This window comes from Rhizobium anhuiense (assembly GCF_003985145.1).
Classification (GTDB): domain Bacteria; phylum Pseudomonadota; class Alphaproteobacteria; order Rhizobiales; family Rhizobiaceae; genus Rhizobium; species Rhizobium anhuiense.
In genome coordinates, this window is the sequence record NZ_ML133531.1 from 73,990 (window position 1) to 94,073 (window position 20,084).

Annotated in this window: 19 protein-coding genes and 2 pseudogenes; 6 read left to right on the forward strand and 15 right to left on the reverse strand. The window is 61.9% G+C overall.

The features are described 5' to 3' along the window. Positions 1-151: 151 nt before the first annotated feature. A complete protein-coding gene (locus EEQ99_RS23635) occupies positions 152-1,432 on the reverse strand; it encodes a CmpA/NrtA family ABC transporter substrate-binding protein (RefSeq protein ID WP_174824492.1) in 1,281 nt (426 codons plus the stop codon). 34 nt (positions 1,433-1,466) lie between these two features. Then, positions 1,467-2,054, reverse strand: a complete 588-nt coding sequence (locus EEQ99_RS23640) for an ANTAR domain-containing response regulator (protein WP_047614717.1) — start codon at positions 2,052-2,054, stop codon at positions 1,467-1,469. Positions 2,055-2,202: 148 nt separating this feature from the next. On the opposite strand from EEQ99_RS23640, the pseudogene EEQ99_RS23645 reads away from it, so the two are divergent. Together EEQ99_RS23645 and EEQ99_RS23655 are read left to right on the forward strand one after the other, a co-directional pair. Beyond that, positions 2,203-2,420, forward strand: a pseudogene (locus EEQ99_RS23645) (TRAP transporter substrate-binding protein); the annotation flags it as partial. A gap of 295 nt (positions 2,421-2,715) precedes the next feature. Further along, positions 2,716-3,375 carry a peroxiredoxin gene (locus EEQ99_RS23655; protein WP_017964008.1) on the forward strand — a complete coding sequence of 220 codons (660 nt, stop codon included), beginning with the start codon at positions 2,716-2,718 and terminating at the stop codon, positions 3,373-3,375. A 97-nt stretch (positions 3,376-3,472) separates the two neighbouring features. Here the strand turns inward: EEQ99_RS23655 and EEQ99_RS23660 are convergent, their stop codons facing one another. Together EEQ99_RS23660 and EEQ99_RS23665 are read right to left on the reverse strand one after the other, a co-directional pair. Beyond that, positions 3,473-4,243, reverse strand: a complete 771-nt coding sequence (locus tag EEQ99_RS23660) for a gamma-glutamyl-gamma-aminobutyrate hydrolase family protein (RefSeq protein WP_047614721.1) — start codon at positions 4,241-4,243, stop codon at positions 3,473-3,475. Between the two features lie 160 nt (positions 4,244-4,403). Then, positions 4,404-5,126 (reverse strand): glutathione binding-like protein, encoded by a 723-nt coding sequence (locus EEQ99_RS23665; protein WP_047615359.1) that lies wholly within the window; start codon positions 5,124-5,126, stop codon positions 4,404-4,406. A gap of 171 nt (positions 5,127-5,297) precedes the next feature. Between EEQ99_RS23665 and EEQ99_RS23670 the strand changes: the two genes are divergently transcribed. Continuing rightward, positions 5,298-6,281, forward strand: a complete 984-nt coding sequence (locus EEQ99_RS23670) for a lytic transglycosylase domain-containing protein (protein WP_174824493.1) — start codon at positions 5,298-5,300, stop codon at positions 6,279-6,281. 96 nt (positions 6,282-6,377) lie between these two features. Further along, positions 6,378-7,331 (forward strand): NAD-dependent epimerase/dehydratase family protein, encoded by a 954-nt coding sequence (locus EEQ99_RS23675; RefSeq protein WP_047615362.1) that lies wholly within the window; start codon positions 6,378-6,380, stop codon positions 7,329-7,331. A gap of 20 nt (positions 7,332-7,351) precedes the next feature. Here the strand turns inward: EEQ99_RS23675 and EEQ99_RS23680 are convergent, their stop codons facing one another. From EEQ99_RS23680 to EEQ99_RS23705, 6 genes are all read right to left on the reverse strand, one after another. Beyond that, a complete protein-coding gene (locus EEQ99_RS23680; RefSeq protein WP_097543826.1) occupies positions 7,352-8,617 on the reverse strand; it encodes a glycerate kinase type-2 family protein in 1,266 nt (421 codons plus the stop codon). 127 nt (positions 8,618-8,744) lie between these two features. Then, positions 8,745-10,142: a dipeptidase gene (locus EEQ99_RS23685; protein ID WP_097543827.1), complete on the reverse strand. Its 1,398-nt coding sequence runs from the start codon at positions 10,140-10,142 to the stop codon at positions 8,745-8,747. Between the two features lie 17 nt (positions 10,143-10,159). After that, positions 10,160-11,218, reverse strand: a complete 1,059-nt coding sequence (locus EEQ99_RS23690) for an ABC transporter ATP-binding protein (protein WP_047614727.1) — start codon at positions 11,216-11,218, stop codon at positions 10,160-10,162. A 7-nt stretch (positions 11,219-11,225) separates the two neighbouring features. After that, positions 11,226-12,017: an ABC transporter permease gene (locus EEQ99_RS23695; RefSeq protein WP_047614729.1), complete on the reverse strand. Its 792-nt coding sequence runs from the start codon at positions 12,015-12,017 to the stop codon at positions 11,226-11,228. Beyond that, on the reverse strand, positions 12,014-12,838 hold the full coding sequence (locus tag EEQ99_RS23700) for an ABC transporter permease (RefSeq protein ID WP_047614731.1): 825 nt from the start codon (positions 12,836-12,838) through the stop codon (positions 12,014-12,016). The genes EEQ99_RS23695 and EEQ99_RS23700 overlap by 4 nt, the downstream gene beginning before the upstream one ends. Before the next feature lie 120 nt (positions 12,839-12,958). Then, a complete protein-coding gene (locus EEQ99_RS23705) occupies positions 12,959-13,999 on the reverse strand; it encodes an ABC transporter substrate-binding protein (RefSeq protein WP_047614733.1) in 1,041 nt (346 codons plus the stop codon). Positions 14,000-14,071: 72 nt separating this feature from the next. Here EEQ99_RS23705 and EEQ99_RS23710 point away from each other — a divergent pair. Both EEQ99_RS23710 and EEQ99_RS23715 read left to right on the forward strand, forming a co-directional pair. Continuing rightward, positions 14,072-16,147 (forward strand): annotated as a pseudogene (locus tag EEQ99_RS23710) (adenine deaminase). 108 nt (positions 16,148-16,255) lie between these two features. After that, positions 16,256-16,546 carry a DUF6074 family protein gene (locus EEQ99_RS23715; protein WP_080759889.1) on the forward strand — a complete coding sequence of 97 codons (291 nt, stop codon included), beginning with the start codon at positions 16,256-16,258 and terminating at the stop codon, positions 16,544-16,546. Here the strand turns inward: EEQ99_RS23715 and EEQ99_RS23720 are convergent. Genes EEQ99_RS23720 through EEQ99_RS23740 form a run of 5 tightly spaced genes read right to left on the reverse strand, consistent with a single transcriptional unit; the run spans position 16,519 to position 20,084 of the window. Continuing rightward, a complete protein-coding gene (locus tag EEQ99_RS23720; RefSeq protein WP_097543828.1) occupies positions 16,519-17,037 on the reverse strand; it encodes a hypothetical protein in 519 nt (172 codons plus the stop codon). The two genes, EEQ99_RS23715 and EEQ99_RS23720, sit on opposite strands and share 28 nt — an antisense overlap. Beyond that, positions 17,034-17,654: a hypothetical protein gene (locus EEQ99_RS23725; protein WP_097543829.1), complete on the reverse strand. Its 621-nt coding sequence runs from the start codon at positions 17,652-17,654 to the stop codon at positions 17,034-17,036. The genes EEQ99_RS23720 and EEQ99_RS23725 overlap by 4 nt, the downstream gene beginning before the upstream one ends. Further along, a complete protein-coding gene (locus EEQ99_RS23730) occupies positions 17,651-18,268 on the reverse strand; it encodes a hypothetical protein (RefSeq protein WP_097543830.1) in 618 nt (205 codons plus the stop codon). Before EEQ99_RS23730 ends, EEQ99_RS23725 begins: the two co-directional genes overlap by 4 nt. Beyond that, on the reverse strand, positions 18,265-19,023 hold the full coding sequence (locus EEQ99_RS23735; RefSeq protein WP_063475434.1) for an ABC transporter ATP-binding protein: 759 nt from the start codon (positions 19,021-19,023) through the stop codon (positions 18,265-18,267). Before EEQ99_RS23735 ends, EEQ99_RS23730 begins: the two co-directional genes overlap by 4 nt. Then, positions 19,020-20,084, reverse strand: coding sequence for a FecCD family ABC transporter permease (locus tag EEQ99_RS23740; protein ID WP_052213365.1), 1,065 nt, complete (start codon positions 20,082-20,084; stop codon positions 19,020-19,022). The genes EEQ99_RS23735 and EEQ99_RS23740 overlap by 4 nt, the downstream gene beginning before the upstream one ends.

The window sequence follows — 20,084 nt, forward strand, 5'->3', positions numbered from 1 at the left end:
GTCGCTTTTTGTGTAATGTATTGATTTATTTACATTTCTCGAAATCGGCCGTTTGCTTGTTTTTCGAGCTGTCGACAGTTGTGCTAATCTTTTGTGCGCTTGCCATGTGGGGCGCAGATCCTTGCTGGCGTTTTGGGCAGGCGGGCGTGGATCAGATTTCGTCGCCGGTAACGAAGGGCAGGGCGCTTTTGACGGCAAAGCCTGCGACATAATCAGGCAGCCTCGCCGGGTCGAAGACATGGCCGTCCATGAAACGGTCGCCCTCGTCGCCGCCTTCGATGCGGATATCGGCATCATCGGGTGCGTTGCCGTCGCCGAGCGCTGTCCGATAGAGATCCGGGCGGTAGGCGGACGCGGCAGCCCTTGCCATGTTGAGGCTGGCCTCGGCCTGCCCCCAGCGGATCATCTGGCTGTATATCCACAGCGCCTGGCTTGGCCGAGGATAATTGGCGAATCCGGAATGGAACATGAAATAATCGGCGATGATGCGCCGGTTGCCCTTTGCGTCGAGGCTGAATTCGCCGGCGAGCACGCGGCGGATGATCTCGACGGGGGCAGCGATATAGCGGGGGTCGGCAAGAGCGGCCGCCAGCGCATCGTGATTGTCCGGCTGGTCGCACCAGCGGGCTGCCGCATCGAGCGCCACGATCAGCCTGGAAACGGTTTCCGGATGGGTTTCCGCCCAATCCGGCCGCATGCCGATCACCTTTTCCGGGGCGGACGGCCAGATATCCTGCTTGGCGGCGACGATGCGGCCGACGCCGCGCTCCGAAGCGACCATATTCCACGGCGCGCCGACGCAGAAACCGTCGATCGCACCGGCGGCCAGCGCATCCGAAGTCATCGGCGGCGGCACCACGACGAGCTTGACGTCCTTATCGGGATCGATGCCGCCGGCGGCCAGCCAGTAGCGGAATTCGTAATTATGCGAGGAGAAGGGATAGGTGACCCCGAAGGTCGGCAGCGGTTCGCCGCGCACCTTCATCGCCGCCAGTGTTTTTGCCAGGGCGCGGGCATTGTCGAGCGCGCCTGCCGTTTCCGGCAGTCCCGCGTCATTGCGCATCCTGTCGAAGAGCCGCGTCGACAGGGTGATCGCATTGCCGCCGCGCCCCAGCGAAAACGGTGTGATCGTCGGTGAGGGATTGGAGCCGAGGCCGAGCATGGAGGCGACGGGCATTGGCGACAGCATGTGGGCGATATCGAACTGGCGGAATGCCAGACGGTCACGCACATTCGCCCAGGAGACATCCTTGACGAGATCGAGCGTCAGGCCTTCCTTCTGCGCGAAACCGAATTCCGCCGCTGCAATCAGCACTGACGCATCGACGAGCGGAATGAAACCGGCCCTGAGCACTTTCGGTCCTTCGGCATTCAGGCGCATGGGCGAGGGCAACTCGCCGCCTGATTTGGCGGTCTTCGTCATCATATCCACTCCGGTTTCCTCCGGAAATTCATCAGGTCGGCCATTACATCAACAGCCCCGCGGCGGTGACGACGCTCTGGGCGATTTCCGACATCTTCTTCTTTTCGTTCATCGCCGTCTGCCGCAGCAGCGCGAAGGCCTCTTCCTCAGACAGGCCGCGCATCTTCATCAATATGCCCTTGGCGCGCTCGATGAGCTTGCGTTCTTCCAGCGCTGAGCGGGCATCGGCAAGCTCGCGCCGCAGCCGGCTGAAGGCGTTGAAGCGGCTGACGGCCATGTCGAGGATCGGCTTGACGCGTTCCTTCTTCAGGCCATCGACGATATAGGCCGAGACGCCGGCATCGACGGCGGCCTCGATCGAGGCGGTGTCGGAGCGATCGACGAACATGGCGATCGGACGGCTGACCGTGCGCGTCAGCTGGAAGAGATGCTCCATCATGTCGCGATTGGGATTTTCGATATCGATGATGATCACGTCGGGCATCAGCGTTTCGATGATTCGCGCAATGCCGTTGACCTCATGGACCACGGTGACGTGCGCATGCCCTGCCTCGCGCAGCCCCTCTTCGATGATGGAGGCGCGAATGGCATTTTCGTCGATCACCAGAATTGTCAGATCGCGATGCGTCATTGCTATATTTATGACGCGCTGCAGCAATTTTGGCAAGGTGTCGCCTGAAAACTGTGCAAAAATAGATATGCGCAAAAAATAATCAAATTGCCGCATTTTCGGGCGAGGGCATTCCGTCGGCCAGCAGCGCATGACCGCACTGCATGGCGCGGTGTTCCAGCAGGCCTTCAGCGAAGGAGCCGCCTATTTCAACCAGCTGATCGTCGATGGTGAAGCCAAATTCGTCGAGACGGCGCTTGGCCATGGCGGAAGCTCCTGAAGCCGGAAGCCTTCGACGAATGGCAGAAGGGCGCCCAGGGCGTATGGGACGATTTCGCGCCTGTTGTCGGCGGCATCGACAGGATCAAATCCATCCAGGCCGCCTGAAGCAAGGGGCAAGGCAGTTGTGCCTGCCGCTTTTGACGGGACCGATGGAAAACCATCGGTCTCTTTGTCGCGCGCACATGCCGGAAAAATAATGCCGGAGCAGGCCGGAAATCGAAAGAGCATGCCTTCGGTAATCGTGGTATATGACTTACTTAAAATCCTGGAATGGGAAGTCTTTTACCTTCGGCCGGTGCGATCCTGTTGACCGCAATCTCGCGACCGCTCCCGGCGGACGGATCCCATGGCCTCGATTTGAGAAGAACAACATTGAACACAAGGCTTTGGAGGGCCGACCATGAGCTTACGCATCAACGATATTGCCCCCGATTTTACCGCCGACACCACCCAGGGACCGATCAGCTTCCATGATTGGATCGGCAATGGCTGGGCCGTCCTGTTCTCGCATCCGAAGAATTTCACGCCTGTCTGCACCACCGAGCTCGGCGCCATGGCCGGCCTGGCGGGGGAGTTTTCCAAGCGTGGTGCCAAGATCATCGGCATCTCCGTCGATCCTGTGGAAAGCCATGCCAAGTGGAAGAACGACATCAAGACCGCCACCGGTTTCGACGTCGAATATCCCCTGATCGGTGACAAGGACCTCAAGGTCGCCAAGCTCTATGACATGCTGCCGGCCGGCGCCGGCGAGAGCTCGGAAGGCCGCACGCCTGCCGACAATGCGACGGTGCGTTCGGTTTTCATCATCGGTCCCGACAAGAAGATCAAACTGATCCTGACCTATCCGATGACGACGGGCCGCAATTTCAATGAGATCCTGCGCGCCATCGATTCCATCCAGCTGACGGCCAAGCACCAGGTGGCGACGCCGGCGAACTGGAACCAGGGTGAGGACGTCATCATCACCGCTGCGGTTTCCAACGAAGACGCGATCACGCGTTTCGGTTCCTTCGATACGGTTCTGCCCTATCTCAGGAAGACCAAGCAGCCGACCGCCTGATCGCTGCTTCCCAACTGCTACAAAGCCGCCGCGAAAGCAGTTTCGCGGCGGCTTTTTGTTGATGCGGAAGGCGGTGATGATCGCCGTAGTTGTCAGATTAAGCGGTGGCTTTTCGTGCCCGAACCGCATCGCCGAATGCCTGAAACAACGCACGGTTCACGGGGTTGGTCTGCGGATCGTATTCGGCATGCCATTGCACGCCGAGCGCAAATCCCGGCGCATCCTTGAACCGTATCGCCTCGATCGTCCCGTCCTCTGCAATGCCTTCGGCAACGACCCTGTCGCCAAGCTCGAGAATGCCCTGTCCATGCAGGGAGTTCACCCGGATCGTCTCCCGGCCGAGGATGCGTGCAAACATCCCATCCTGTATAAGTTGAACATCGTGACGATCGCCGAAAACGATGGCGAGGTCGGGATGGATCTCGCCGGTTTCCAGGCGCGGCATTCGGTGGTTCATGCGTCCGGGCAATTCCCGGATTTCGGGATGCAGCGAGCCGCCGGCCGCGACGTTCATTTCCTGGAAACCGCGGCATATGCCGAAAATAGGAACGCCGCGCGCTACACAGGCTTCGATCAATGGCAGCGCCAGCCCGTCACGATCCTCGTCATAAGGTTCATGCTTGGGATCCGGCACCGTGTTGAAACGGCTGGGATGGACATTGGCTCTGGCGCCTGTCAGCAGAATGCCGTCGACGACAGCCAGCAGATCGGCGATATCGGCCAGTTTGGGGTTGCCGGCAAACATCAGCGGCAAGGCTTCGGCGACATCGGCCACGGCCCGCAGATTGTTTTCTCCGACATGCTGAGCCGGAAATCGGCTTTCGACGATGCGGGCATTCCCGATGATGCCGATTACAGGTCTTGTCATTGCCGGTTACACCCCCAAGTCACACCCAAGTCGCAACGCCAGCTGCTGTCCAAGCCCCCTGGCTCCCCGGCAGGTGATTTAAAGCGCCTGGAAACCGGGACCGACCGGTGCTGGCTGCCGGCTCGGTTGTGGCTATGGTTATCTCCAGCCGGGCCGAAGCTCAATCCGGAACGGGAAGGGCGCGCTGGTTGTAGAGGATCTTGCGGATGCGCGACTGTTCCTCTTCGGAGAGCTTGCTGTTGTCGGTGCCAAGGTCGGCGCCGACCGCAAGGCCGCGCTGGACGCCGGGCCGTGCGCCGACCTCCTCGAACCATCGCTTGAAATGCTTGAATTCGTCGATGTCCTGGCCCTGCGCCTGCCAGTTGACGGTCCAGGGATAGCTGATGATGTCGGCGATGGTGAATTCGTCGCCGGCGAGATAACGCCGGTCACGAAGCCGCATGTTGAGAACACCGTAGAGGCGGTTGGCTTCGTCGGTGAAACGCCGCACCGCATAGGACTGATCGCCCTCGCGATCGCCGAGACGGCGGAAGTGACCGGCTTCGCCGAGTTTCGGTCCCTGGTTGGCCATCTGCCAGATCACCCATTGCGTCACGTCGTATTTGCCGCGCAGATCCTGCGGCCAGAATCTTCCGGTCTTTTCGGCGAGGTAGAAGAGGATTGCACCGGATTCGAAGACGCTGAGCGGCCCGCCGCCGTCGGCAGGCGTGTGGTCGACGATAGCAGGCATGCGGTGATTGGGATTGAGCCTGAGATAATCGGGTTTGAACTGGTCGCCCCGGCCGATATTGACCGGCACCAGCCGGTAGGGCGTGCCGGTTTCCTCCAGGAAGATCGAAACCTTCTTGCCGTTCGGCGTCGGCCAGTAGTGGAGATCAATCATCTGCGCGTCCTCGTTCGCTCGGGATTTCCTGGCGATCAGGATGACGCTGCGACCTTGGCAGGTCGAATATATCTGTTCCAAAATTGATGGCGAAATTAGAAACCTGGTGCAGAGATGGAAATGGGGGAAGCTTCCTACCCGTATCGATGGTATTGAGAATTCCGCGTCGCGATGGAAGTTCGAACCCGCCGAGATCCGATGATAGGCCGGAAATGTCAGTCCGACATGGGGAGGAGATCGGCGAAGGCCATGCTTTCGCTTTGCCTTCTGTTTTCCCACGTGGATGCGGTCACGGCTCAGCCGGAAGGAAGCGCGGGACCGCCGGCCTGTCTCTATTCAGGTCCTTCAGCGTCGGGATCGGGTGAAGCGCTCTGCATCCGTAAGGACAGTTTCAATCGTGACCTTTGCGTCGCGATCGAGCATTTCGCCAGCGCCAATCAATTGCCGCCGGATTATTTCGCCCGTCTCATCTGGCGCGAGAGCACCTTTCGCCCCGATGCCGTCAGCTTCAAAGGAGCGCAGGGGATTGCGCAGTTCATGCCCGGTACGGCGAAACTGCGCGGTCTTGAAGACAGCTACCAGGTGTTGGAAGCCCTGCGGAAATCGGCGCAGTATCTCGACGAACTGCGCAATCGCTTCGGCAATCTCGGCCTTGCCGCTGCCGCCTATAATGCCGGCGAAAACGGCCTAGCATCTTACCTTACGTCAGGAAGATTACCCTACGAAACGCGCAGCTATGTCACGGCGATCACTGCCCATACGGTCGAGGAATGGAAGGATAACCCACCGCAAGATGCGGCCGCCCCGCTCGACAAGGACAAGTCCTTCATCGATGGTTGCGTGGCGCTCGCGGAGAGACGGACGTTGAAGGACACGCCCTGGCGTCAGGAGGGCGAATGGGCCCCCTGGGGCGTCCAGCTTGCGGCGAATGCGAATGTCGCGGTGGCCCGACGCATGTTTCTCGATGCCGTGCAGGATCTGCCTGCGCCCCTGAATGCCGAGCAGCCGCTGATCCTGCGCCAGCGCGATCGCAGCTTCGGTTTTCGCCCGCGCTACGCTGCCCGCATCGGTCGGCAGACGCGTATGGAAGCCAATGATCTCTGCAACCAGATCCGCAAACACGGCGGCACCTGCCTTGTTTTCAAGAACCGGTAGCGGGCCTGGCCCAGCCGCCTGGATCATGAAAAGTCTGCTTGCAGGATCGCCTGAGCGCAGCATATTCGACACGGAAATGCCAAAGGAGGAATGACGATGCGGGTTTTGGTAATCGGGGCAACGGGCCATGTCGGAACCTATCTCGTTCCCCGCCTGGTGGAGGCAGGTCATGACGTCGTCACGATCAGCCGCGGCACGGCGAAGCCTTATACGGAAAACCATGCCTGGGCTTCTGTCGATCAGCGTCAGATGGATCGGGCGGCGATGGAGCGGGTGGGTGATTTCGGCCCGGCCGTCCGTGAAGTGAAAGCCGATATCGTCATCGACATGATCTGCTTCACGCTGGAAAGTGCCGAGCAGCTGGTGACGGCGCTGTCGGGGCATGTCGGCCATTTCCTGCATACCGGCACGATCTGGACGCATGGCCATGCCAGCGCCGTGCCGACGCTGGAAGAGGCGCCGAAATCTCCCTTCGGCGATTACGGCACGCAGAAGGCTGATATCGAAACCTACCTGCTACAGCAGGCAAGGCTTCGCGGATTTCCGGCCACCATCATCCATCCCGGTCATATTGTCGGTCCGGGCTGGGCGCCGCTCAATCCAGCCGGCAATTTCAACCTGCAGGTCTTTTCAACCCTTGCCCGCGGAGAGACCCTGGCGCTGCCCAATTTCGGTCTGGAGACCGTTCATCACGTCCATGCCGATGATGTGGCGGCGATGTTCATGGATGCGATCGCCAACTGGAATGCCTCGATCGGCGAAAGTTTCCACGCGGTCTCTCAGCAGGCGCTGACGCTTCGCGGCTACGCCGAATCCATGTCGCGGTGGTTCGGGCATGAGCCGAAGCTCACCTTCGCGCCGTTCGATGCCTGGGCCAAAGGCCAGACGGCCGAGGATGCGGAGGCGACCTGGGAGCATATCGCCCGCAGCCCGAATTGCTCGATCGCCAAAGCCAGGCGCTTGCTTGGGTTTACCCCGAGATATCAGTCGCTGCAGGCGGTGCAGGAATCGGTCGGCTGGCTGGTCGGGCAGGGGCGGATCAAGACCTGACCCACCATTGCCGCGGGCTGCTAACGGATCAGGATAGCCCTGAAATCATTGACATTGGTTCCGGTCGGGCCGGTTTCAAACAGATCGCCGCTGGCCGCAAAGCCTGAATAGCTGTCATTGCCGTCGAGCAGGCGGCGCGGATCGAGCCCGGCGGCGCGCAGGCGCTTCACCGTGCCGCCATCGGCAAAGGCGCCGGCATTATCCTCCGAGCCGTCGATCCCGTCCGTGTCGGCAGCAAGGACATGGATGCCCTCCTGTCCGTCGATCGCAAGCCCCATGGCGAGCGCGAATTCGCCGTTGCGTCCGCCCTTGCCGCCCTTGGCGCGCAGCGTCACCGTCGTCTCGCCGCCGGAAAGGATGACGACCGGCTTCGAAAACGGCCTGTTCCGGCCCAATACTTCGCGGGCGATCGCTGCATGCACCAGCGCCACGTCGCGCGATTCCCCCTCGATCGCATCCGAAAGGATCGCCGGCTCGATCCCCTGCGATTTTGCCAGTGCCGCAGCGGCCTCCAGCGAAACGCCCGCGGAGGCGATGATGTGGTGCGCGTGCCGTGAGAAGACCGGATCGTCCGGGCGAGGGGCATCGGCCTTCGGCGAGTTCAGATGGTCGAGTGCGGCCTGCGGCAGCTGCAATCCATATTGCCGGATGATCTCGAGCGCATCGTGTCGTGTCGAACCATCCGGCACCGTCGGCCCGGAGGCGACATGGGCCGGGTTGTCGCCGGGAATGTCGGAGACAACAAGACTGACGACCTTCGCTCTGGTCGCTGCCGCAAGCCTTCCGCCCTTGATGGTGGAGAGATGCTTGCGCACGACGTTCATCGCCGAAATCGGCGCGCCCGAGGCAAGTAGCATTTCGTTGAGAGCGATCTCGTCTTCGAGGGTCAGCCCTTCCGGCGGAGCGGGCAGCAGCGCCGAGCCGCCGCCGCAGATCAGCGCGATCACCAGATCGTCTTCCGTCAAGCCGTTCACCGTTTCCATCAACCGCTTTGCCCCGGCGAGCCCCGCGGCATCGGGTACCGGATGGGCGGCCTCGATGATTTCGATGCCGAGCGTCTCGCAACCATAGCCGTAGCGGGTGACCACCAGGCCTTCGATCGCTCCGTCCCAGACGCTTTCGAGGGCACGCGCCATTTGCGCCGCGCCCTTGCCGGCGCCAATCACCACGGTCCTTCCCTTCGGCCTGTCAGGCAGATGCGCTTTGATGCCGGTCAGCGGATCGGCGGCGCGAACCGCCGCGTCGAACAGGCTTTTCAGGAAGTCGCGGGGAGCTGATATCCTCATCGGTGGTCTCTGCTGCTTCGGTGTCGATAGGGATGGGACAGTGCTTTAATTCTCGGCCCCGAAGGTCCGCAAGACATTGGCCGCACCACAGCCTATTGCATAATTCAAACTGTTACAGTGCCGCGCGTCAGTCGGCGAGGGCCGCCAGGATACGAACCCAGGATCGTATGCCTTTGTGGAAGCTGGAGAGATCATATTTTTCGTTCGGGCTGTGGACGCGGTTGTCGAAGCGGGCAAAGCCGACCAGGAGGGCATCGCATCCGAGCCGGCGTTTGAAGTCGCCGACGATGGGGATCGAGCCTCCCGTGCCGGCAAGAGCCGCTTCGCATTGCCATTCTGTCGAAAGCGCCTGAAGCGTCCTGGTGAGAAACGGACTGTCGATCGGCATGACGGTGGCCGGCGAAAGTCCATAATCCCTGAAACTGACCGAACAATCCCTGGGGATACGTGCGCGCACATGCCGCTGGAAGGCATCGCGGATCGCTTGGGGATCCTGTCCTTCCACCAGTCGAAACGAAATCTTGGCGCTTGCCTTCGCCGGAATGACCGTCTTGAAGCCTTCGCCCGTATAGCCGCCGCTCATGCCGTTGATCTCGCAGCTCGGCCGCGCCCAGATCTGTTCGAGGACGGAACGGCCTGCCTCGCCGGCCGGATCTCTCAGGCCGATATCGCCGAGAAAGGCCTCCTCGTCGAAGGGCAGTCTTTTCCACAGCGCCTTGATGGCGTCGGGGAGCTCTTTCACGCCGTCATAGAAACCTTCGACCGCAACGCCGCCATCGGTTCGCCGCAGGCTTGAAACGATGTCTGACAACACCTGCAGCGGATTGCGTGCGGCATTGCCGAACATGCCGGAATGCAGGTCCTGATCGGCGCAGGTGATCTCGATTTCCGTGGTGTAGATACCGCGCAGCATCGTGGTGACGGCAGGCGTTTCACGATCCCACATATCCGTGTCGCAGACGAAAACAGCATCGGCCTTCAACTCGTCCGCCGTGGCATCCAGAAAGGGTGCGAGACTCGGACTGCCGGCCTCTTCTTCGCCTTCGAACAGCATGCTCACCTGCACCGGCAGTTTCCCGGTAACGCTTTTCCAGGCGCGGCAGGCTTCGACGAAGGTCATCAATTGTCCTTTATCGTCGGAGGCGCCGCGCGCCACGATCGCGGTATCGCCGTTCGGCAAGGCTTCCATGCGCGGCTCGAACGGATCGCTGGTCCACAGTGCCAGCGGATCGACCGGCTGGACATCGTAATGGCCGTAAAACAGCAGATGCGGTGCGGATGCCGCCTTTTCATGCGCGACCACCATCGGATGGCCGGTCGTTTTGCGCACCGATGCTTCGAAGCCGATGGCAGCCAGATCCCGGCTCAGCCATTCGGCGGCGGCGCGGCATTGATCGCGATAAGCCGGGTCGGTCGAGACGCTCGGAATGCGGATCAGCTCGAAAAGCCGCGCCAGGCTGTCATCGAGGCTCCGGTCCACATGGGCAAGAACGGCGTCGATATCCTGATTGCTGATACTGGCCATGGTTTCTCCTCAGCGGCTCAATCTTCCGGGTCGAGAATGCAGCACTGCTCGGCAAGCGGGATCAGTACGGCGGACGCCCCTGTTTCCAGCGGGTCGGACAAAGCTCCATTGGCGGTAATCTCTCCCGCCGATGTCGCGCATTTATACTGATAGGCCCGGCCGAGATAGGTGCGGGTGCCGAGCACGGCGGCGATGCCATCGCCGTCACGGCTGACGGCAAGGCCGTCTGCGCGGCAGGCCAGCACGAAGTCGTCCTTGATCGGCCCGAATGCATCCTGAGACAGATGCAGCCGTGCGCCGCCCGTCGCTTCGGCGGTCACGATCGCTCCGTTGCGCGCGGTTACCTTCATCCGGATCAGGTTCTCGAAGCCGACGAACCGGGCGACGAAGGCATTGGCCGGCTGGCGGTACAGCACCTCCGGCGCATCGAGCTGCATGATGCGCCCGGCATTCATGATCGCCACCCTGTCGGAGATCGAGAATGCCTCTTCCTGGTCGTGGGTGACGTAAAGCGATGTCGTGCCGTTGGCGCGCTGGAGCTGCCTGATCTCGACGCGCATGTCGATCCTGAGCTTTGCATCGAGATTGGAAAGCGGCTCGTCGAACATCAGCAGCGGCGGCTCGATGACCAGTGCCCGGGCGAGCGCCACGCGCTGTTTCTGGCCGCCGGAGAGAGCCGAAGGCAGGCGGTCGGCGAAGGCGGAAAGGCCGACGCGCTCCAGCATGGCCATCGTTCTCTTCGTCCGTTCCGGCTGGGGAACACGACGCTGCCTCAGGCCGAAGGCGACATTGTCCTGCACGCTCAGGTGAGGAAAAAGCGCGTAGTTCTGAAAGACCAGACCAATGTCGCGCGCATGCGCAGGAAGGCCGGTGAGGTCGCGTTCGCCGAGCTTGATGCTGCCGCTGGTCGGCTGCAGAAAACCGGCCACCAGGCGCAATGTCGTCGTCTTGCCGCAGCCGCTGGAGCCGAGCAGGGAAACCAGCTCCCCGGCCATGACTGAGATCGACAGGTCCTTGAGAACCTCAGTGCTGCCGTAATGGGCGGAGATGGAATCGATGGTGAGGGATACGGTCAAGAGCGTTCTACTTTGTCAGGAAGGTGAGACCGAGCGTGGCCTCGACGACGGCCATGACGCCGACTGTCACGAACATCAGCAGCACCGATACCGAGGCGATCGTCGGATCGAAGAACTGTTCCATATGCGCAAGGATCTGGATCGGCAGCGTCGAGATGCCAGGACCGGTCAGGAAGACTGACACCGACACGTCGTTGATCGAGGTGATGAAGGCGAGGATGAAGGCGGCAATGACCCCGGCGCGGATATTTGGCAGGACCACGGTCAGGAAGGTTTTCAGCGGCGGGCAACCCAGGCTGATCGCCGCCTCCTCGACGGAAAAATCGAAGGCCGCCAGGCTGGCGCCGACGACCCGCACCGAATAGGGCAGGATCAGCAGCGCATGACCGACCAGCAGGCTGATGAAGATCGGAAGCCCGAGGCCGATCGTGACCGACTTCATCAGCGAGAATCCGAAGACGATCTCCGGCACCAGGATCGGCAGGACGAAAATGGTGGAAAGCCAGCGCGGCAATTCCACCCGGTAGCGGTTGATCGCATAGGCGGCCGGGATGCCGATCAGCAGCGATAGCGCCGTGCCGAGAAAGGCGACCTGCAGGCTGGTCAGCGCCGTCGTGCGGAAGGCCTCGATCTCGAAGATATTGACGAACCAGCGCAATGTCAGGCCCTGCGGCGGGAAGGTCAGATAGGTCGTGTCGCTGAAGGCCGCACCGACGATGATGACCAGCGGTGCGAGCAGGAAGAAGAAAACGCAGGCCGCGAAGGCGGCGAGGATCGGGTGAACGCGCCTGTCCATCACACCGCCATCGGATTGAGCCGGCGTGCAACGCGGCTCATGATGAGGACGACGCCGAGCGTCAGCACCACCATGATGGCGGCGATCGTCGATGCACCCACCCAATCGAAGGTGACCATGGCGCGCTGGTAGAGGAAGGTCCCCATCATCATCTGCTTTTCTCCGCCGAGCAGTTGCGGTGTCGCATAGGAGGTGAAGCTGCCGGTGAACACCAGCACGGCGCCGACGATGAGGCCGGGTGTCGCCAGCGGCAGGATCACCTGAAGGAATGTCATCAGCGGTCTGGCGCCGAGCGAAGCCGATGCATCGATCAGATCGCGCGGGATGCCCTCAAGCACGCCGACGAGCGTCAGGATCATCAGGGGAACGAAGAGATAGACCATGGCGACGATCACCGAGCCTTCGGTATAGAGCATCGAAAGCGGCTCACTGAGGATACCGGTCGAGATCAGCATGGTGTTGAGGATGCCGTTCTTCCCGAGAATAATCAGCCATGCGAAGGATCGGACGACGACACCTGTCAGCAGTGGAAAAACCGCTGCGATGATCATGATACTCTTCGCGCGGCCGGGCATTTGGGCGATCACATAGGCGGTGATGAAACCCACGGTGAGGGAGATCGCCGTGGTGATCAGAGCGATCTCCAGCGTTCGGTAAAGAACCGCCCGGCGAAAGCCGCTGCTGAAGAATGTCACATAGGGCGCAAACACGCCCTTCGGTTCCGCAAACGTCGCCGCGATGGTGATGGCGACGGGAACGATGAGAAGCGCAACGACGGCAATCGTCGCCGGCATCGTCAATCCCCATCTGGCAAAATGCTTCATCTCAAAACTCGTGGCATGTCCTGATATCGGGAGCGCCGCATCTCGGACTCGGATGTGCGGCGCTTCCAGGTCTGACCGAGGCCCGGCAATAAACCGGCCTCGGGCCGGGATACCGGCAGCTTACTGAGCGAAGACTTCGTTCCAGCGGTCGATCCAGTCAGCCTTGGCGGCATTCATCTTGGCATAGTCGATGCGGGTGAGGCTCGCGACCATATCCGCGCCATAGGTCCAGATCTTCGCCTGATCCGGAGTCAGGCTGACCTTGGTCGAGATCGGCGCATCGACGCCTTGTTCGGCTTCAGCCTGCTGGACGTCCTTGGACAGGATGAAGTTGATGAACTGATGCGCCAGTTCGACATTTTCCGAACCCTTCGGGATGTTCACCGTATTCAGCGTGGCGATGTCGCCGTCCTTGAGCTTGGCCCATGTCATCGTCGGAACGGCCGCCTGCATCGATGCCAGGGTAAAGTCCTGGGCCAGCGCAACGCGCACTTCGCCTGTCGATATCAGGTTTACCAGCTCCGAGCCGGTGTTGTAGTTCTTGACGACATTGGGCTTCAGCGCCTCGATTTCCGAGAAGGCCTTGTCGGTGTCCTCATAGGCATCCGCGCCGCCATGCTTGCCGGCTTCCAGAACGACCAGCGGGCCGGCGGTGGTGGTGATGCCGGGCAGGGAGACGGAGCTTTTCAGATCGTCGCGCCACAGGTCGCCCCAGGCGGTGATCGGCGGGTTGACCTTGGCGGAATCATAGACGATGCCGACGCGCCCGATCGTATAGGCGGGGCCGTATTTGCCCTGAGGCGCCTTGCCCAGTTCGTAGATATCCGCAAGATTGGGGATCTTCGAGGGATCGATCTCCTGGAACAATCCCTGTTCGATGCCGAGCTGCGAGAAGCTGTCGGTGAGGTAGATGACATCGACGCCCTTGCCATCGCGCAGTTTCAGCTTGTTGAGCCGGTCGGCGTTGTTGCCGGTCTCGAACACGATCTCGCAGCCGCAGATCTTCTTGAAGGGCGTGATGATGTTGGCGTTCATCTTCTCGCCGTTATAGCCCCACCAGGAGATGGTCAGCGTCTTCGATTGCGCATGGGCCGCAGCGGTGCCGCCGGCGGCGGCAAGCAGCGCAAGAGACAGGATTCGGGCGAAACGTCTGGCCTTCATGAGCAATATCCTTCTGTGAAAACGGCGTTGATAATCGGGATCATGCCCCTTGGATTTGAGGGATACTATTTTTTGATCGATCGGCTCGCAAGCTCAATACTTGGGCAAATGCGTACTTGCTTGGGGAATTTTCCAAGATCGAACCATCAGTAGCTCTCGGTTGATGACGTCTTGTTGTTGATCGCAAAGCGTGTTGCGCCAGCGCTTTACACATTCGCGCGTGGTCTTTACGGTCCGCGGCGGTTCCAGCGTCTCACGGGCATTTCATTCATGGTTACCTCGCGCACCGCACTTCCTGATGACTTGCTGATCAACGCGTCCGACGAGGTTCGGACGCGCCAGGATCTTGTGCTGACGGCGCTCGGACGCCGGCCCGCCGACAGGCTGCTGCGCGTCGGCAGATTGCTCGATGTCCACACCAGGACATGGCTCGACGATCAGGAGATCGTCATCAAGGGCCGCCGTATCGCCTATGTCGGCCCTGCCGGCAGTTATGTTGGCGAGGTGAACGAGCGCTTTTCCGAGCCGGATCTTGCGGCCGTGCCGGGCTTCGGCGAGGCACACAAACATATCGAAAGCTCCCATCTGACGCCCGAATGGGAGGCGGCGCTGGTAATGCCGCATGGCGTGACCTGGACGTGTGAGGCGAGCCACGAATTTTCCAACGTCAACGGCGCCCGCAACCTGGAATTCTGGCTGGAAGCGCGCCGGCGCGGATCGCCGATGAAAATCTTTCCCCTGCCTGGCTCCGCCGTGCCGCCGACCGCCTACGAGTGGGGTGGCGGCTGGTTCGGTTACGACGAACAGAAGGCCTTCCTGTCCGAAAGCCTGATGGTCGCCGGGCTCGACGAAGTCATGGACTGGCCGTCCATATCCGATCCCGGCAATCCTTCCTACAACCGGCTGTGGGGCATGATCGGCGCCACCTTCGAACAACGCGGCGTCATCGAAGGCCACGGTGCCGGACTGCGCGACATGGCCTCGATCAACGCCTTTGCCGCGGCGGGTCTCGCCTCCGATCACGAAGGCTGGTTCCTCGATGAGATCTGGCAGAAACTCCTCCACGGTCTTTTCATCGAGCTCAGGCCACATTCCCTGCCGGAGGTCATCCGCGGCCTGATCGACAAGGGGCTGACGGACTGGTCGCAGATCGCCCTGGTGACCGACGACCGCAGCGCCTCGGACACGCTGAAAATCGGTGCGACCGACCACAATGTCCGCCTCGCCATCGAAAACGGCCTTGCGCCGGAGATCGCCATCCAATGCGTCACCCTCAATCCGGCGCGCCATATGCGGCTGACGCCGTGGGTCGGATCGATCGCACCGGGCCGCTTCGCCGATATCGTTCTTCTCAGCGACGTCGGCAGCCTGTCGATCGAAAAGGTGTGGGCGGACGGGCGTCCTGTGTCCGAGGGTGCGACCTTCATTGGCGTGCGCCCGGAAATCGACTGGCCGCAATGGGCGACGCGCACCGTGACCATAGACAGGACGGTCACGGCAGACGATTTCCGCATCGAGGCGCCGCCGAACCGGGCCACGGTCAACACAGCACTTTTGCGGCCGTTTCACTGGCACGACGATTTCATCACCATGGAATTGCCGGTAGAAGATGGCCTCGTGCAGCGGGATCCCGCGCGCAATGTTACCAAATTCTCGATTGTCGACCGGTTTTCCGGGGAGGCCAAGATCTCCAGGATGTTCTGGCTGGGCACCGGACCGCGCACGCCGGAGACGGCGCTCGCCTCCACGCTCGGGCACGACAAGCACAATATCTGGACGGTCGGTTCGTCGGACGAGGCGATGGCGCTGGCCGTCAATGCCCTGAACGAGCAGCAGGGCGGCTGGGCGCTGGTATCCGGCGGCAAGATTCTCGCCCGCGTCCGCTACGAGGTCGGCGGCCTGATGACGGCCCGTTCGGCCGAAGCGCTCGATGCGGAGATGCAGGCTCTTTATGCGGCCGGTGCCGGGATCGACTGGATGTACGAGCCGACCTTTTCGCCTCGATGGTGGCCGGGCTTTCCCGAACGCCTGTCGTTTGCAACGCTTACCTGCTCACCCTGGCGCTGGGTCCTGGTCGCGCCGTCGGAGCTGGCGCCGGAGGGGTTCGTGAACGTGCTCACAGGCAAGACCCATCCGATTGTCTGGTGACATTGCGGAGCGCCAAAAATCCACCTGATTGATCTTCTGACTGCAGCAATAGAAAGCATTAACCATAGTCCCTTAGATAACGAACAGGATCAAGGGAACCTGTGTTCGATGGCTGATGAAATGACCCACCGCCCCGCCGCCTCCAGTGAAGGCAGGGTGATTGCTTTCCCCTCCGGAACCGGAACTGCCAATATCGAGCGTTGCGCCCGCGAACTCGGCCGACGGCATGGCGCGGATGCGCTGGAATTCTGGAAGGCCGAATGCCGCAGGCTTGCCGATCAGCTTCTGGCGGCCGGGATACCGGAGAGCGACGTCCGTCAGCGGGTGATGTGGTTTCAGGAGGATGTCCAGAACGAACTCGTCCTCAGCCATCAAAAGCGGGCCGTTGCCTCTTCGTAAACTGCCTCTGGCGGCAGCGCCAGCAACCGGTCGGCCATCTCCTGCTTGAGCCAGGCGAGGCGCTCCTCTTCCGCGGGCGTCCGGTCGGTCTTGCGGCCGAGCGTGATGAACTCCTCGCGGACATGGCCGTCACGCAATTGCAGGGTGACGGTTCGTCCGCGATAGCTGAGTTCGAAGACGTAGCGAGCGAGGATGTCGCCGCGCTCCGTCCGGTCGAGCGAGGGGTCGACGCTATAGCGTCCTTCCGTCAGCGCACGCGTCACCATTTCGAAGGCGTCACGCCCGCCGGGACCGCGAAAGGCCGTGCGGATCGAGATTTCGCGGCGCTCCGGTGGTCCATCGACGCTGAGCAGCGGAAACGCGCGCTCCATCACCTTGAAGGCATGGGCGACACCGCCGGGAAAACCGTAGCCATGATAGTGCATGATATCGGCAAAGCCGTAGGCAAGCGGCTTGCCGTCTTCGAGAACTTCGATCTTCGCTTCGTTCATCTCGATCTTCCTTTGTCCAATTCCCGGCGCATCCAGGGAAGAAAACCATCCAGGAAACGCGTCGTCGCCGGCATGAAATGCGATCCGTGGTGGAAGCAGGGGTCGAGGCTGGTGATCACCATGCGCCCCGCCGTCGTGACCTCGTCCACATAGAGGATCGGCTTGCCTTCCTCATTCACCGCAAGAACCTCGACGCCCTCGGGTGGATCGAACCAGCCGTGAAGATGCCAGGTCAGGTCGTCCTGCCCGAGATGTTCGAACAGTGAATGGTGCGGGGAGGCGATCCTGACGCCGAGATCGGCGCCCTCGGTCAGCCACCACCACCAGTTCGTCGGCTGAGGTGTGAAATGGATAGCAGGCAGGAACGCCTGCCAGGCCGTCTCGCCGGTCGCGACGATCGTGCCGCCCTGATCGAGATAGTCGCGCAGCTGGGCCGCATGCGGCGCCAACCGGTCCGCCGGTGTGCGGCAGGGAATGAACAGCACCTGGTGTTTGCCGAGTTCGACCGAGGGCAGGTCCTCCGGCCGCACCAGGCTGTCGAAATAATGCCGGTAACGCGGCGCTTCCAGCGTCTCGATATGGTAGTAGGCGCCAGGATGGATCGCGAGCACGCTCATCGGTTCAGTTCCCCCGCCAGCCAGGCGATGGCGCGGCCGGCCAGCTGCTTCTGGATGTCGGGATCGTCTCCGCAACCCCAGAATTCGTTGCCGGCATGCGACAATACCTCTCCGCCCGCCGGCCGCGCCCAGATCCAGTCGATGGGCACCGCAGCCGGTCCCAATGTATTGATCGCGACGGCGCCTGATGGCATCGGATTGTGTCCCCGGCCGTAGAACCCGGCGACGCCGCGGTTCGTTTCCAGCATCCTCTGATCGATGCCGGCAAAGACCGGATGATCGAAGCGCCTGATTTGGGCGAAGTCTGACCGCTTCGGCTGCGGCATGGGAATATAGACGCCGAGTTCCGGCAGGATCGGCCGGAGCATATGGCCGTTGAAGATCCACCGGCCGCCGCGATCGAGGAAGGACGCCACCGCCGAGGCATATTTGAGAAAGCCGATCTGATCGAGATGGATGGTGGTGATCAGGCCGCTTGCGGCGGCAAAATGCGCCTCCGCAAGCTCCGTCTCGCGTACCGTCATCAGCTTGCCCTGCGCGGTTGCCTCCGCGAAAGCCGGCGCGCTCAGGGTGAAGGGGTCCTGATAGTGCGACTGGATGAGAAGAATGGTCATGCGGCGCGAATTCCTGCAAAGGCGGGCAGGACCGCCTGATGTCTTTCGCCTGCCGGACCGACAAGCTCGACAACCCGCATCGGCACCCCGTAGAGCCGTTCCAGATGGTCCGGCGTGATCGTCTCCGCGACCGGGCCGAACAGCGATTGACCATCAGGCATCATCAGCAGTGCGTCGTCGGCGGCCGCGAGCGCATGGTTCGGATCATGTGTGGTGAAGGCGATCGCCTTGTCGCGCGGCTCGCGAAGGCTCTTGAGCAGGTCGAGCAGCCGCTCCTGGTTGCGAAGGTCGAGTGCCGCTGCCGGCTCATCGAGGACGATCGCCTGCGAGCCGGTGGCGAGCGCCCGTGCCAGAAGCACGAGCTGCCGTTCGCCGCCGGAAAGCCGGTCGAAGAAATGATCGGCAAAGCGGGCAGCGCCCGCCCGCTCGAGCGCGGCATGGGCAATCTCGAAATCATCAGGTCCCGGCTGTCCGAAGAGGCCGAGATGCGCTGCCCGTCCCATGACGGTGACATCGATGGCGCGGTAGCGCTGGTTGCTGCTTCCGGTCTGCGGGACATAACCGACAATGGCGGGCGCGACGCGGCTGCCTTCGTCCAGCCGTTGAAAACCGAGCAGTGCTTTCAGCGTCGTCGTCTTGCCGCGCCCGTTGGGGCCGAGAATGGCGAGCGACCGCCCGACGGCAACCGAGAAGCTGAGACGGTCGAGAATGATGCGCGTCCCGAACCTGACGACCGCATCCGTCAAGCCGATCATGATCCCGTCCTTTCCCGATAGTGATGACGCAGCAGCGTTGCGAAGATCGGCGCGCCGACGAGGGCGGTAATGACGCCGAGCGGGATCTCCGCCGCCGTCGCCGCGCGGGCGAGCGTATCGATGCAGACCATGAACCCTGCGCCGAGCACGGCGGCCGCCGGCAGTAGCGCGCGGTGATCATGACCGACCAGCAGGCGGGCGGCGTGGGGAATGACGATGCCGATCCAGCCGATGATGCCGGAGACCGCGACCTGGCTGCCGACGATGACGGCGATGAGGCAGAAGACCAGCCATCTCTCGCGTGTCGTATTGGCGCCGAGGCTGCGGGCCTCGGCCTCGTCGAGCGACAGGATGTTGAGCCGGAAACGGAGCATCCACAGGAAGCAGCTTCCGAGGATGAGGCCCGGTGCCGCCACCAACGTGCGTTCCCAGGTGGCGGTCGCAAACGATCCCATCAGCCAGTAGACGATGGCGGGAAGGGATGTGTTGGGATCGGCGATGAATTGCAGCAGCGAGACGACCGCCGAGAACATCGAACTGATGACCAGTCCCGACAGGATCACGGTCACCGTTTCCGACCGGCCGTTGATGCGCGAGAGCAGTCCCACCAGGATGACGGCCGCCATGCCGCAGAAAAACACCATGGCGATCAGCGGAAATCCCCAGATACCGAGCATGATCGCCAGGGCGCCGCCAAAGGCTGCACCCTGGGATATGCCCAATATGTCGGGCGAGACCAGGGGATTTCGAAACACACCCTGAAGGCCGGCGCCCGAGATGGCGAGCCCGGCGCCGGCAAGTGCTGCCAGCACCACGCGCGGCGCCCGCACCAGCAAGACGATGCGTTCGTCGATCCCGGCAAGCTCCCGCGACGGATCGCTGATCCCCTGCCAGATCAGCTCCAGCGCACGTCCTGGCGGCACCGAGAACCGTCCGACGCAGAGGCTGACGGTGAAGGCAATCACCAGCAGCGCCAGCAGCAAGGCGAAAATCAGCGTCTGCCTGGCGAGGTGGATTCGGCGGGCAGCGGGCACCGCCTCGTCCTGCGTCATCGTCGTCAT